Origin of the sequence: Stenotrophomonas koreensis (assembly GCF_001431525.1) — a bacterium.
Classification (GTDB): Bacteria; Pseudomonadota; Gammaproteobacteria; order Xanthomonadales; family Xanthomonadaceae; genus Stenotrophomonas; species Stenotrophomonas koreensis.
Map to the genome: position 1 here is coordinate 39,799 of NZ_LDJH01000026.1, position 13,679 is coordinate 53,477.

Annotated in this window: 11 protein-coding genes and 6 tRNA genes; 14 read left to right on the plus strand and 3 right to left on the minus strand. The window is 62.1% G+C overall.

Going from position 1 to position 13,679, the window contains the following annotated elements; all coding sequences use genetic code 11:
- Positions 1-27: 27 nt before the first annotated feature.
- The 8 genes from lon to ABB25_RS12260 all read left to right on the plus strand — a co-directional run bounded on the left by lon (position 28) and on the right by ABB25_RS12260 (position 5,693).
- Positions 28-2,511, plus strand: coding sequence for an endopeptidase La (lon, locus tag ABB25_RS12225; protein ID WP_057667203.1), 2,484 nt, complete (start codon positions 28-30; stop codon positions 2,509-2,511).
- A 202-nt stretch (positions 2,512-2,713) separates the two neighbouring features.
- Positions 2,714-2,986 carry an HU family DNA-binding protein gene (locus ABB25_RS12230; protein ID WP_057636485.1) on the plus strand — a complete coding sequence of 91 codons (273 nt, stop codon included), beginning with the start codon at positions 2,714-2,716 and terminating at the stop codon, positions 2,984-2,986.
- 12 nt (positions 2,987-2,998) lie between these two features.
- Positions 2,999-3,073: transfer RNA gene (locus ABB25_RS12235), tRNA-Val, on the plus strand.
- Between the two features lie 31 nt (positions 3,074-3,104).
- Positions 3,105-3,181: transfer RNA gene (locus tag ABB25_RS12240), tRNA-Asp, on the plus strand.
- 75 nt (positions 3,182-3,256) lie between these two features.
- Positions 3,257-3,333 (plus strand) — tRNA-Asp (locus ABB25_RS12245).
- 67 nt (positions 3,334-3,400) lie between these two features.
- A tRNA-Asp gene (locus tag ABB25_RS12250) sits at positions 3,401-3,477 on the plus strand.
- 58 nt (positions 3,478-3,535) lie between these two features.
- Positions 3,536-3,612: transfer RNA gene (locus tag ABB25_RS12255), tRNA-Asp, on the plus strand.
- 119 nt (positions 3,613-3,731) lie between these two features.
- Positions 3,732-5,693, plus strand: a complete 1,962-nt coding sequence (locus ABB25_RS12260) for a peptidyl-prolyl cis-trans isomerase (RefSeq protein ID WP_057667204.1) — start codon at positions 3,732-3,734, stop codon at positions 5,691-5,693.
- A gap of 328 nt (positions 5,694-6,021) precedes the next feature.
- Here the strand turns inward: ABB25_RS12260 and ABB25_RS12265 are convergent, their stop codons facing one another.
- Both ABB25_RS12265 and gloB read right to left on the minus strand, forming a co-directional pair.
- Positions 6,022-7,239 carry a lytic transglycosylase domain-containing protein gene (locus tag ABB25_RS12265; RefSeq protein WP_057667206.1) on the minus strand — a complete coding sequence of 406 codons (1,218 nt, stop codon included), beginning with the start codon at positions 7,237-7,239 and terminating at the stop codon, positions 6,022-6,024.
- Entirely contained in the window at positions 7,236-7,997 is a 762-nt protein-coding gene (gloB, locus tag ABB25_RS12270; RefSeq protein ID WP_057667207.1) for a hydroxyacylglutathione hydrolase, read from the minus strand. The genes ABB25_RS12265 and gloB overlap by 4 nt, the downstream gene beginning before the upstream one ends.
- 198 nt (positions 7,998-8,195) lie before the next feature.
- Between gloB and ABB25_RS12275 the strand changes: the two genes are divergently transcribed.
- Genes ABB25_RS12275 through dnaQ form a run of 3 tightly spaced genes read left to right on the plus strand, consistent with a single transcriptional unit; the run spans position 8,196 to position 9,813 of the window.
- Entirely contained in the window at positions 8,196-8,639 is a 444-nt protein-coding gene (locus ABB25_RS12275; RefSeq protein WP_057667208.1) for a hypothetical protein, read from the plus strand.
- Positions 8,636-9,085 carry a ribonuclease HI gene (gene rnhA, locus ABB25_RS12280; RefSeq protein WP_057667210.1) on the plus strand — a complete coding sequence of 150 codons (450 nt, stop codon included), beginning with the start codon at positions 8,636-8,638 and terminating at the stop codon, positions 9,083-9,085. Before ABB25_RS12275 ends, rnhA begins: the two co-directional genes overlap by 4 nt.
- 5 nt (positions 9,086-9,090) lie before the next feature.
- Positions 9,091-9,813: a DNA polymerase III subunit epsilon gene (dnaQ, locus tag ABB25_RS12285; RefSeq protein ID WP_057667248.1), complete on the plus strand. Its 723-nt coding sequence runs from the start codon at positions 9,091-9,093 to the stop codon at positions 9,811-9,813.
- Between the two features lie 9 nt (positions 9,814-9,822).
- Here the strand turns inward: dnaQ and ABB25_RS12290 are convergent, their stop codons facing one another.
- Entirely contained in the window at positions 9,823-10,527 is a 705-nt protein-coding gene (locus tag ABB25_RS12290) for a PP2C family protein-serine/threonine phosphatase (RefSeq protein WP_057667212.1), read from the minus strand.
- A 158-nt stretch (positions 10,528-10,685) separates the two neighbouring features.
- Between ABB25_RS12290 and ABB25_RS12295 the strand changes: the two genes are divergently transcribed.
- From ABB25_RS12295 to ABB25_RS14385, 3 genes are all read left to right on the plus strand, one after another.
- A tRNA-Ser gene (locus tag ABB25_RS12295) sits at positions 10,686-10,776 on the plus strand.
- A gap of 722 nt (positions 10,777-11,498) precedes the next feature.
- Positions 11,499-11,714, plus strand: a complete 216-nt coding sequence (locus ABB25_RS12300) for a DUF4258 domain-containing protein (protein WP_244477819.1) — start codon at positions 11,499-11,501, stop codon at positions 11,712-11,714.
- Between the two features lie 2 nt (positions 11,715-11,716).
- Positions 11,717-13,558 carry an N-6 DNA methylase gene (locus ABB25_RS14385; protein ID WP_083488322.1) on the plus strand — a complete coding sequence of 614 codons (1,842 nt, stop codon included), beginning with the start codon at positions 11,717-11,719 and terminating at the stop codon, positions 13,556-13,558.
- The last annotated feature ends 121 nt before the right edge of the window (positions 13,559-13,679 follow it).

Below are 13,679 nucleotides of genomic sequence, written 5' to 3' on the forward strand. Positions count from 1 at the left end.
TTGCCTCACCAGTCCGAGAGAATCCCCATGGCTGCTTCCCGTAACGACGTTATCCACCTGCCCGTGCTGCCTTTGCGCGATGTGGTGGTGTTTCCGCACATGGTGATCCCGCTGTTTGTGGGGCGTGATAAATCCATGCGTGCCCTGGAATTGGCGATGGATGCAGACAAGCGCATCCTGCTGGTTGCCCAGACCTCGGCCGACATCGATGACCCCACCGGGGAGCAGCTGTTCCCGATCGGCACCCTGGCCCAGGTACTGCAGCTGCTCAAGCTGCCCGACGGTACCGTCAAGGTGCTGGTGGAAGGTGTGGCCCGTGCCGCAGTGGACAAGGTGGTCGAAGAGCACGGAGCCCTGCACGGCGATGGCCGTGAGCTGGCCGATACCGAGGGCGAGGACAGCCGGCAGGTGCGTGCGGTGGCCCGTTCGCTGATGTCGCTGTTCGAGCAGTACGTCAAGACCAACCGCAAGCTGCCGCCGGAGTTGCTGCAGACCCTGGCAGGCATCGAGGAACCCGAGCGCCTGGCCGATACCGTTGCTGCGCACCTGGGGGTACGCCTGGCCGACAAGCAGAAGCTGCTGGAGACCCTGTCCGTCGCCGAGCGTCTGGAAATGCTGGTCGGTCTGGTCGACGGCGAGCTGGATGTGCAGCAGCTGGAAAAGCGCATCCGCGGTCGGGTCAAGTCGCAGATGGAAAAGAGCCAGCGCGAGTACTACCTGAATGAACAGATGAAGGCCATCCAGAAAGAACTGGGTGACCTGGATGATGCGCCCGATGAGCTGGAGACGCTGGCGCGCAAGATTGGCGAAGCAGGGATGCCCAAGCCGGTGGAGACCAAGGCGCGCGCCGAGTTGGCCAAGCTCAAGCAGATGTCACCGATGTCCTCCGAGGCGGCCGTGGTGCGCAATTATCTGGACTGGCTGCTTGGGGTGCCGTGGAACAAGCGCAGCAAGGTGCGCAAGGACCTTGCGGTTGCCCAGGAAACCCTGGATGCCGATCACTACGGCCTGGAAAAGGTCAAGGAGCGCATCCTGGAATATCTGGCGGTACAGTCGCGGGTCAAGCAGATGCGCGGGCCGATCCTGTGCCTGGTTGGCCCGCCTGGCGTGGGCAAGACCTCGCTGGGTCAATCCATCGCCAAGGCGACCAACCGCAAGTTCGTGCGCATGAGCCTGGGCGGGGTGCGCGACGAAGCCGAGATCCGCGGTCATCGCCGCACCTATGTCGGCTCGATGCCCGGCCGCGTGGTGCAGAACCTCAACAAGGTCGGCAGCAAGAACCCGCTGTTCGTGCTCGATGAGATCGACAAGATGAGCATGGACTTCCGTGGCGACCCGTCCTCGGCGTTGCTGGAAGTGCTTGATCCGGAGCAGAACCATGCGTTCAACGACCATTACCTCGAGGTCGACCTGGACCTTTCCGAAGTGATGTTTGTCGCTACCTCCAACTCGCTCAACATTCCCGGTCCGCTGCTGGACCGCATGGAAGTGATCCGAATTCCCGGCTATACCGAGGATGAAAAGCTCGCCATTGCCAGCCGCTACCTGCTGCCCAAGCAGCTCAAGGCCAATGGCCTGAAGGATGGCGAACTGGAGGTGGAGCAGGAGGCGCTGCGCGACATCGTGCGCTACTACACCCGTGAATCGGGGGTGCGCAACCTGGAGCGAGAGATTGCCAAGATCTGCCGCAAGGTGGTCAAGCAGATCGCACTGGCCGGGCCGAAGGGGATCAAGCCGGTCAAGCGTGGTCGAGGCAAGAGTGCAACCAGTGTGCTGGTGGTGGTGGATCCGGCCAACCTGGATGCCTACCTGGGCGTGCGGCGTTTTGATTTCGGCCGTGCCGAAGAACAGAACGAAATCGGCCTGGTCACCGGTCTGGCATGGACGGAAGTGGGCGGCGAACTGCTGCAGATTGAATCGGCCCTGGTGCCGGGCAAGGGTGCGGTCACCCTGACCGGACAGTTGGGCAATGTGATGAAGGAATCGGCCACTGCGGCGTTGTCGGTGGTGCGTTCGCGTGCTGCCCTGCTCGGCATCAATGTCGATTTCCTGCAAAAACATGACCTCCACGTCCACGTGCCCGATGGCGCCACCCCAAAGGATGGCCCGAGTGCTGGTATCGCCATGGTCACCGCCCTGGTGTCCTGCCTGACCAAGGTGCCGGTGCGTGCGGATGTGGCGATGACCGGTGAGATCACCCTGCGTGGCCGTGTCACCGCCATCGGTGGATTGAAGGAAAAGCTGCTGGCCGCACTGCGTGGCGGGATCACCACGGTGATCATCCCGGAGGAAAACCGCAAGGACCTGGCCGATATTCCGGCCAATGTCACCGAGGGCCTGACCATCGTGCCGGTGAAGTGGATTGATGAGGTGCTTGATATCGCACTTGAACGTCCGACCCGGCCCAAGGTGCGCAAGGCCGCCAGGAAGCCTGCGGCGAGCAAGACTGCGCAGCGTGTCACGGTGCGTGGCAAGGGCAAGGGTGGTACGGGGACGCGTGTCAAGCATTGAAGCTTGCCGGCATAAACCGCCAAAACCCGCGTGATTCAAGGCTTTTCCAGCTTGCGCGGGGTAGGGGGCGCTGGTATAAAAGCAGCTCTTGTAAGTTGGCCAACGGCCGCTGACACCTAAAAAACCTTCAGCCTGTTGGTATCGCGTATCCCGACAGGCTGTCATCCGATTCCGCGGCAAACCGCACAGGGAGCTTTACCAAATGAACAAGACCGAATTGATCGATGGCGTCGCCGCTGCAGCTGATCTGACCAAGGCCGAAGCCGGTCGTGCCGTCGATGCGATCATCGGCGAAATCACCAAGGCCCTGAAGAATGGCGAAGCGGTGACGCTGGTCGGTTTCGGTACCTTCCAGGTGCGTGAGCGCGCCGAGCGCACTGGCCGCAACCCGAAGACTGGTGACACCATCAAGATTGCCGCTTCCAACAATCCGTCGTTCAAGGCTGGCAAAGCCCTGAAGGATGCTGTAAACTAATCTGCTCAGCACGGGTGCTTAGCTCAGCGGTAGAGCGTCTCCTTTACACGGAGAGGGTCGGGGGTTCGATCCCCTCAGCACCCACCAGGGCTAAACCCCGATAGCTGTTTTGAAATGTGGAGCGGTAGTTCAGCTGGTTAGAATGCTGGCCTGTCACGCCGGAGGTCGCGGGTTCGAGTCCCGTCCGCTCCGCCAGTTTCAAGAAAGCCCCTGATACGTCAGGGGCTTTCATATCTCCAGGAGCGTGCTTCTGGGGAAGGTTTCAAGTACGGAGCGGTAGTTCAGCTGGTTAGAATGCTGGCCTGTCACGCCGGAGGTCGCGGGTTCGAGTCCCGTCCGCTCCGCCACTTGAATAAAAGCCTTCCAATATAATGATTTGCCATGTAAAATGCGCAAATTGACAGTTTCAAGTGCGGAGCGGTAGTTCAGCTGGTTAGAATGCTGGCCTGTCACGCCGGAGGTCGCGGGTTCGAGTCCCGTCCGCTCCGCCAGTTGTATCCGGTCATGCCGGTCCAGGTGACGTTCGCGTTGCTGGTAAAGAATTGATGTGGAGCGGTAGTTCAGCTGGTTAGAATGCTGGCCTGTCACGCCGGAGGTCGCGGGTTCGAGTCCCGTCCGCTCCGCCATCTTTTTCAAGCCCCCGCCCAGTGCGGGGGCTTGTTTTTTTGCGTTATCTGCTCGCGGCCGTGAGTACAGGCAGGAAGCGGGTTACACTGACCGGCTCGACATCAGGCCTTTGGTCACAATGCTGCAGAAACTTCGCGACAAGAGTTCAGGCTGGATCGCTACCACGATCATTGTCCTGCTGATGATTCCCTTCCTGTTTGTCATCGACTCCAGCTATCTGGGCGGGGTTGGCGCAAACAATGTGGCCCGTGTACAGGCTCCGCCGACTTGGTGGAAGGGTGCACCTTCGTTCTGGCCGGTATCGCTGCTGTGGCGCAATGCGGAGATCACCTCGGATGATTTTCGTACCCGCTTTGAGCAGGCGCGGATGAGCGCCCGCGAGCAGGCGGGAGATGAATTTGATCCGCGCCAGTTCGAATCACTGGAAAACAAGCGGCTGATCCTGGATCAGCTGGTGGACGAGCAGGTTGTGCGTCTGGCGGCCGATGAGGCCGGGATCGTTATCGGCGATGCGGCGGTGGCGCAGTACATCCAGCAGATTCCCGCATTCCAGCGCGATGGCAAGTTCGATCCGGACCAGTACCGGCTGGCCATCGCCCAGGGCGGTGTGGCACGTACCCCGGCTGCCTTTGATGCGATGGTGCGTGATTCGCTCAAGCAGGCCGTCATTCCCAGTGCGCTGGCCGGCAGTGGTTTTGTCACAGCCGGTGAGGCGGACCGCCTGTTCAAGCTGCTTGGCCAGACCCGCGATGTGCAGCTGGTAGTGATTGATGCGGTGCCTGCCGACGTGAGCAAGGTGACCGATGCGCAGATCACCCAGTGGTATGCCGAGCACGGGCAGGACTTCCGTCAGCCCGAGCAGGTGAGCGTGGAATACGTGGAAGTGCTGGCAAGCCAGCTGCCTGCGCCGACGGCTGCCGACGAGGCGACCCTGCGCGCGCGTTACGAGGCGGAAAAAGCCCGCTTTGTGGCCCCCGAGCAGCGGCGTGCTGCGCACATCCTGATCGAGGCCGGTAGTGACAAGGCTGCCGCACGGGCCAAGGCCGCGGCCCTGGCCGAACAGGCGCGTGGTGGTGCCGATTTCGCCCAGCTGGCGCGCGAAAACTCGGCCGATCCGGGCTCCAGGGACAGCGGTGGCGAGCTGGGTTGGGTCGAACGCGGTGTCATGGTTGGTGCCTTTGAAGACGCGTTGTTTGCGATGCAGGCGGGTGAGATTGCCGGCCCGGTGGAAACCGACTTTGGTTTCCACGTGCTCAAGCTGGAGGAGGTCAAGGGCGGTCAGGGCAAGCCGTTCGAGGAAGTCCGTGACCAGCTGGCGGCAGAGCAGCTGCGCGCCGATGCCGAAGGGGCTTTCAATGCCCTGACCACCAAGCTGGTGGATGAGGTCTACCGCAACCCGACTGCCCTGGCACCTGCCGCTGCCGCTGCCGGCCTGGAAATGAAGACCGCCGGGCCGTACAGCCGTGATCAGGCGGTAGGCATCCTGGCGCATCCGCAACTGCTGCGGCAGGCCTTCTCCGAGGTGCTGATTGCCGATGGCACGGTCGGTGAGCCGGTGGAGATCGCACCGGGCCATACCGTGATGCTGCGGGTCAGTGCGCATCAGGCCGAAGCAGCACAGCCGCTGGAGCAGGTGCGCGATCAGGTGGCCGCTGCGGTGGCCGCCGATGTTGCCGACAAGGCCATGCTGGCCAAGGCCGATGCCCTGCTGGCCGCCGTAGCCGATGGCAAGACCAGCTTGAGCGATGCAGCTGGCAAGGCTGGCTTGAGTGCGCAGGCACTGGACCAGCTGCCACGTGGTGTTCCGGTTCCTGGTACACAGGCCAATGCCACCATCTTCCGCGCACAGCCACCGGCAGAAGGCAAGCCGGGTCATGGCAAGCTGAAGCTGGATGATGGCCGGCATGCGGTGTTTGCATTGACTGCAGTCATTGCCGGCGATGTGCAGCAGGTGCCCGAGGCGCAGCGTCAGATGCTGGTCCAGCAGCTGAGCCAGATTGATGGCAACAATGCGGCTGAAGCCTTTGTGCGCGGGATCCGCGAGCGTTTCAAGGTGCAGGTCAACGAAGACCAGCTGTAAGCCAGTGACTCGTTGAGCACTCCCAGGCCCGGCAACAAAGCCGGGCCTGTTTTTTTGGGGATGCCTGCGTAGCAAGGGCGTGAACAGGTGTTGGCTTGCCGGCATGACAGCGCCGGGCCTGTCTGATGGGGAGCGGATCGAGTGAGCGGTCAGCTCTGGTCCGTCCAGTCCACCATCCCGGGGCGGGGTAGGTAACGGCTGCCTCTGCCCAGCTGCTAAGGCTTGGCCTGCTGTCCTTGTGCGGCCCACGGGTTTGCCACCTGCATACGCAACAGGCCCGGTATTGCCGGGCCTGTTGCTTGCCAGCTGCAGCAATCAACTTCCTGCCTTATTGGGCAGTTTCTATCTGCAGTTCCATGCCAGGTTTGAGAATGGCGTTGTTGCTCAGGCCATTGCTGGCCAGCAGACGCGCCAGTGGGATGCCGTGGCGGCGCGCGATGGCCCAGAGCGATTCGCCCGCGCGGACGGTGTGCCGGCTTGTTTTACCGTTGTCTGCACGGGCAGACGTGGCGCTGGATGCCGACGTGCTGGTGCCGGTCTGGATCGATGAGGATGTGGTGGCCACGGCCTGGGTGCTGCCGGACGCGGGGGGCAGTTCTGGCAATGCCGCATGGCGTGGTGCCAGCACCCCGACGGTGCGGCCTGGCGTACGCTTGTCCAGCAGCGGGTTGAGCCGGGCCAGCTTGTCAGCATCCAGATCCCGTGCATCGGCCCAGCGCTGCAGGGACGTGCCTGCTGGCAGCTGGTAGGGCGCCAGGTAAGGTACTTCGCGGTCCAGGCGTGCCATCAGGTTGCCGTTGTCGGCAGCCTCCTCCAGCACGCAGCTCAGCGCATGCAGTTTTTCCACATAGCTGTAAGTCACCGGCGAAAGCCCGGACAACTGTTCGGGTGAGGCATTGCCGGCGTTGAGGCCCTGCCGGCGCAACGCCTGCAGGATCCGGTATTCGCCGGCGTTGTAACCCATGACCGCCAGTTCCCAGCGCCCGCCGAACATTCCGTACAGGGTCTTCAGGTAGCGTACGGCGGCGGTGGTGGATTCACTGGCCGAGTAGCGGCCATCCACGCCCTGGCTCATCGGCACCTTGTGATTGCGGGCGGTATTGGCAATGAACTGCCACAGGCCGGCCGGGCCGGCATTGCTGCGGGCATCCGGGCGATAACCGCTTTCAACAAAGGGAATCAACGCAAATTCGGTGGGCAGGCCTTCGGCACGCAGCTGATCCACCACGTACCCGAACAGCGGCAGCAGGTTGTCATCGTGCTCGCTCATGCGGCTGGCCGCATGGCGGAAGTGCTGCTTCCAGCGCTCGGAGGTGGCCGAGCTGTCACATTGTGGCTGGGCCAGGCCCTCACGGAACTGACGGAAGATCTCCTGCCCGTTGCGGGTAGTGGGCTGGGGTAGCTGTGTGGCCTGGTATGGCGGTTGGGCCAGGCTCGGGAGCAGGGCCGGCAGGTTGCTGGCCTGGGCCAGCAGCGGAGCGCTGATCACCAGTGTCCCGCTCACCGCCAATGCCAAGGCTGCCGGCCAACGACGCCGGCCACTCATGCGGTAAATCCGTCTTTCCAGCGGCGCAGGGCCGCAAACACTGCGACGCGGTCGTCACAGCTGTCGGTGGTTGCTGCCACCGCAGTGGCAACAGTTGCCACATGGGTGCGCAAGAACGGGTTGCAATCCAGCTCGCTGCCGATGGTGCTGGGCAGGCTGGGGCGATGCGATATGCGCATGGCCTGTGCCTCCTTCAGTCGGTGCTGCAGCGCCGCGTTGTGCGGCTCCACTGCCAGTGCAAAGGCCGCATTGGCCAATGTGTATTCGTGCCCGCAACACACCAGGGTGTGGGCGGGCAGTGCGGCCAGACGGTCCAGGCTGGCCAGCATCTGAGCCGGCGTACCTTCGAACATTCGTCCACAGCCCAGGCTGAACAAGGTATCGCCGCAGAACAGATGGTCAGCCACCAGATAGGCCAGATGGCTTGCGGTGTGGCCCGGAACGGCCAGCACCTGCACCTGCCAGGGGCCGATCGTCAGGCGCTGCCCATCCGTCAGCGGGCGGGTGCCTGCCGGCATGCGCGGATCGTCCGGGCCGTAGACCGGAACCTGCGGCCAGTGCTGCAGCAGCTGCTTTACCCCGCCAACGTGGTCACCGTGATGGTGGGTCAGCAGAATCGCCAGCGGCGGTCGGTCCTGGCGATAGGCCAGCACCGGTTCGGCTTGTCCGGGGTCGACAACCAGCCACTGGCCCTGATCTTCTTCGTTCAGGCACCAGATGTAGTTATCGTCAAATGCGGGCAGGGGGGTGGCTGGCATAGAATGGCGACCATGCCTGTCAATCCGCGCCCCCGTCAAGTTAGCGTCGCAGATTGGTTTGATACCGATGCCGGCAGGGCACTGGCAGCCGCGCAGTCGCCGTTGCTGTTCCAGCGCCTGGCCGAACGCCCGCATTTGCCCCTGCTCTGGTGTGGACCGGCACCGGGCTGGCCCGCTGTCAGGCCCCCTGGGCCGCGGTTGATCGCGCTGCATGGCGATGGCCAGCACTGGCGTGGCGACCTGCAGGCGGTACTGCCGCTGCCGTTGGCCACCGCCAGTGTGGGTACGGTGGTGCTGCAGCATCCGCCTGCCGGATGCGCCGCGCTGTTGCTGGCCGATTGCCAGCGCATGCTGCTGCCAGGCGGTGTGTTGCTGTTGACGGTCGGGCGCCGGGTCTGTGCCAGCCGGGTGCTGCATCCGAGGCTGCCGTTGTGGGCGGCGCCGGCAGGGGGCTGGCGCTGCCTGCTGGCCAACAACGGCCTGCAGCTGCGGGCGGTGCATCGCTTTGGTGGTGATTTACAGCTGGCCAGTGCCTGCGTGGTGCTGGAGGCGGAAAAGCGCACGTTGGCCCCGGTCGGGCCGTGTCCTACGCGCAGGCTTGCCGTGCAGGTGGCTTCGCGGAAACGTTTGAAGGTGACATGAAACAAATACAGATCCACACCGATGGCTCCTGCCTGAGTAACCCCGGTCCCGGTGGCTGGGGGGCGTTGCTGCGTTACCGCCAGCATGAGCGCGAGCTTTCAGGTGGCGAGGCGCAGTCCACCAACAACCGGATGGAGCTGATGGCCGCGATCATGGCCCTGGAGACCCTGACCGAGCCCTGCCATGTCGTTCTGTATACCGATTCGCAGTATGTGCGTCAGGGTATTACCGAGTGGATGGGCGGTTGGCTGCGCAGGCAATGGAAGACCGCCGGGGGCGACCCGGTGAAGAACCGCGACCTGTGGGAGCGGCTGCACGCCGCTACCGCACGCCATCAGATTGACTGGCGCTGGGTCAAGGGGCACTCGGGTGACCCGGACAACGAACGGGTGGATGTATTGGCGCGTACCGCCGCTGAGCGCATGCGTGCCGGGGTGAGTGCATGAGCGCGCTGCGACAGATTCTGCTGGATACCGAAACCACCGGCCTGGATTGGCGCAAGGGCAACCGGGTGGTGGAAATCGGCTGCGTGGAGTTGATCAAGCGCCGGCCGACCGGCAACAATTTCCATGTCTATCTCAAGCCGGATGTGGACTTTGAAGAAGGCGCGGCCGAGGTCACCGGGCTGAGCCTGGAGTTCCTGGCCGACAAACCGGTGTTTGCCGAGGTGGTCGATGACTTCCTGGCCTATGTCGATGGCGCCGAGCTGATCATCCACAACGCCAGTTTCGACATGGGCTTTCTGGAAAACGAGCTCAGCCTGGCGGGGCGGCCCCGGTTGGCAGACCGGGTCACGGTGACCGACACCCTGCTGATGGCTCGGCAGAAGTATCCGGGCCAGCGCAATTCGCTCGATGCGCTGTGCAAGCGCCTGGGCGTGGACAATGCGCACCGCACCTTGCACGGGGCCTTGCTGGATGCGCAGATCCTGGCCGATGTGTACATCGGCCTGACCTCCGGTCAGGAGGAGATCGGCTTTGCCGAGCCGCAGGCGCAGGGCGATGGATCGATCGAGCTGGTGGTGCAGGATCTGTCTGCATTGCCGCCGCGGCCGTCGGTACAGGTCCCGGCCGAAGACCTGGCCGCGCACGAGCTGCGGCTGGCGGCATTGCGCAAGAAGGCCGGGCATGCCCTGTGGGATGGCCCGGTGCCGGAGGCGGTTGCCGAAAGCTGAGGCGTCGGCTTACAGCCCGCGCACCAGGACCGCAGTGATGTTGTCACTGCCGCCGGCATCCAGCGCGGTAGCGACCAGGATGTCCACGCACTCCTGGGCGCTGCATTCGTTGTCGGCCAGGATGGCGGCGATGGTCTGTTCGGGGACTTCCTCGGTCAGGCCGTCGCTGCACAGCAGCAGCTGCATGCCCGGGCGCCAGGGCCCGCTCAGCGTGGCCACGTTCAAGTGTTCCGGTGCGGTGACCCCGAGCGCCTGGGTGACGACATTGCGGTGCGGATGCAGCCTGGCCTGCTCGGCGGTCAGTGCCCCCTTGGCGATCAACTGGTGCACATAGCTGTGGTCACGGCTGAGCTGGGTGAGCTGGCCGTCCTGCCACAGATAGGCCCGGCTGTCGCCGACCCACGCCAGCTCGAAGCTGTCGCCGTTTACCCGCGCGCAGACCACGGTGGTGCCCATCGGCAGCCGGTCATTGCGCTGGCGCGTCTGGGTGATGATCTGCCCGCCGGCCTGGTTGATCGCCGTGACCAGGTCGTTGCCATTGCGCACGTGGCGGACAATGGCCTCGCGCGCCAGGGCGCTGGCAACCTCGCCGCAGGCCTGTCCGCCCATTCCATCAGCCACCAGCCAAAGCCCCAGCCGGGTGTCGCCGTAATAGGTGTCTTCATTGAGCTGGCGGCGTAAACCCGGATGGGTAAGGTGGCCGAATTCGATCATGGAATGGGCGGGAATCGTAAAGGGGCGCTGTGATGATCGGCCGCGCGGCGTCGGCATACAAGTCGCGTGGATCAATCAGGCAAGCCGTCAAAAAAGACTTGTGCAGCGGCTTTTATCGCCGTATCATGCGCACCCCGGCCAAGCGCTGGGGACCACCCGGAGAGGTGGCAGAGTGGTTGAATGTACCTGACTCGAAATCAGGCATGCGTTTATAGCGCATCGGGGGTTCGAATCCCCCCCTCTCCGCCAGATACTTGAACTAAGCCCTTGATATTCAAGGGCTTTTTTCATTTATGGCCTGGCTGGTATGCCATCTGGTATGCCATGAGGAGCTGGCTGCTGCTGGATCACTCTGGACGTCTGCACGCCTGCAATTAGCGCAGATATGCCTTGCTGAAAGGGGCGTTTGCATGCCATGGATCGCTAGACTGGGCAGTTCACGACGCTGTGCGCCTTGCGACTGGCTCCGCTGGTCTTTACTCGTCCTGGCGAGCTGCGTAAGGCGGAGGTGCAGGCGTGGGCCGACTATCTGGACAGCCTGCGTGCAGGTAACGTCGCCCCCTAGACTCTAAACCGCCCCGCTACTGATGGCGGGTGACGTCGTTCTTTCGAGACGGGTCATGATGTCAGGCTAGAGCTCCGGGGCTTCAATGCGCCGTAGCGTTGCGCGACTGGTTGGTTGGCCCTTGGTCTCGACGCTTAGGATGCAGGCGAGCAGGCGCACCTTCATTCTCTCTCTTGGTCTGGCAAGCTTTGTGGACGGAGTAGATGAAGGGGGTCCTGTAGGTGCGTTGTTATCCTCCTTTAAAAATCAATAGCTTACAAAGAAATTCAGTCGATCAACTGCAGAAGTTGGGAAAATAACTGTGCTTTCTTGAAAAAAGTACCGCACCTAAGATCTTTGATGATGTATGCTTACATCATCAAAGATAGGAAGTGCTATGCGAAAGACAGTTCACTTCGAGAAGAGGATGTCCCAGCGGGGCATCAACAAGGACATGGTTCAGCTGGTCATGGAGTACGGCGAGCAGCAGGGGGACAAGCTCATCCTCAATCGCAAGGCCGCCGAGCGCCTGATGCATGCAGCACGCACGCTGGCCAAGATCCTGGACAAGGGCGGTTTGGTCGTTGTTGCTGCCGGCGAATCCCAGCTGACCACTTACAACTACGAAGGCCGGAGTCATTGAACATGACCGACAGCAAAGCAGGGCAGGTACTGTTTCAGTTGACCGATCAGTTGCGCGGGCCGCTACGCCCGGAGGACGCGCAACTGTTGGCATTTCAATTGCTGGTCTGGGCACATCTCGGCGAAGAACATCAGATTCATCCAGCCGATATGGCAGAGACGGCGCTCCACGGTGGCTCCCGGGAAATTGTCGAAGCGCTCAACCGTCTCTCCATGTCTGACGGTCTGCTGGGACATGCATTCAGTGGGGCGGCAAGCCATGCCCGTGCGGCGGGTACGGATATCGAGAGCGCCTTGTCTGCTGCCAAGCGTCTGGCCGATGGTGGCATCTTCGAGCGTTTCTCGCCGGCCGATATCGCGGCAGAACTGGCAACGCCACGCGATGCGTCACTTGGATTACCCAAGGAGCTGGTCGCCATGGTGGCCGAATTGGCCGTCGGGTTCGGAGCTCGTTCTGTCTACTGCCCGTGGGAGATGGAAGGGCAACTGATCAGTGCGACGCTTTGCGAAGCGATTGAAGTTTTCGTGGAAACGCCTTACCTGTCGCCGTTGGTTGCGCTTTTTGCCCTCTTCCACAAAGGCGAAATCCTTTGCGAGGTGGCTGATCCGTTGGCAACGCCCACAGCGATCAAAAGCGGTCGTCTGAAAAAATTTGATTCGGCGATGTCTTTCCCACCCTTCGGAATGCTACCGAAGAGCGAGGTGGCGAACCAGGACATTTATGGCCGTTTCCCGATCAAGCAGGCAACGGTTACGGGCCTGATGATCCAGCACATCCTGGCACAAACCGATGGCCGTGCCGTGATTGTTGTGCCAAACAGTTTCCTGTTTGGTCCCGGCAGGGATCGTGACTTGCGGCAGTACCTGCTGGAAAATGGCTGGGTGACGGCGGTCGTTGGCTTGCCAGGTGGGATCTACAAGAACACTGGCATCGGCAGTGGCTTGCTGCTTCTTGATACCCGTCGTTCCCATGATCGGGTCGGCTTCATCGATGCGGGCCAGCCCTATTTTTGCCAATCGATCAACCGCACCCGGAAGGCGCTGATCAACACCGGCGACATCGTTGCCTACTGCAATGCACTTTCTGAAGGTGACACTGAGCGGGCAAGTGCCCTGCTAGGCCAGGATCTGGCAGTGACTGCCTCCTTCGAAGAACTCCAGTCGAACGATTTTTCATTCGCTGTTGAGCGCTATGTGGTCTCGGAATCGCAGAGGCGTCTGCAGGGGCATATGCAGCGATTGGAAACGGCTGAGTTGGGTGAGGTCGCGGAGTTGTTGAACCCTGTGCCCAACAAGGATCGCAACCAGGAAGGCCCGGAGGCGATCGAGGTGCTGGAAGTCGGGGCCCAGGACCTACCTGCTAACGGCTACATCAAGACCCCGGAGAAAAAGGTCAATATCGTTCTGCCTGTGCGCCGCAGTGGCAGTGGTAACGATGTCTTTCTCCGTCCGGGCGATGTGGTGCTGATCACCAAGGGTAGTACCGGAAAGGTTGGCATCGTTCCGGAGGATGTGCCGCCAGCTGGGAAAGGTGGCTGGATTGCCGGGCAATCGGCCATCGTTCTGCGCAGTTCCGATGGCAAGGCAGACCTGCGCTGGCTGGGACTATGGCTGCGTTCGAAGATGGGTCAGGGTGTGCTGTCAGGTATTACTTCCGGTTCGACCATTCCGATGATTTCCATTCAGACCCTGCGCAAGCTGGAAGTTCCAGTGGTGGCCTTGGCTGATCAGTCACGCGCTGGCGAAGTCCTGCAGCACGAGATGCAGCTGCAAGCCCGTATTGATGAGCTGCGTGAAGAGCAGTCTGGCTTGGCAGAAAATCTCTGGGCTGAGCTGCTGGGCTGAATTGAGTACCTGCTTCCGGTGGCAATGATCCATCAGAAATCTTTAAATGTGCGCGTCTCGCGTTGTGAGATGCGTCACTCTAGAATCAACCAGCTGTCCAGCCGACTGAAGTCCAAGGGCG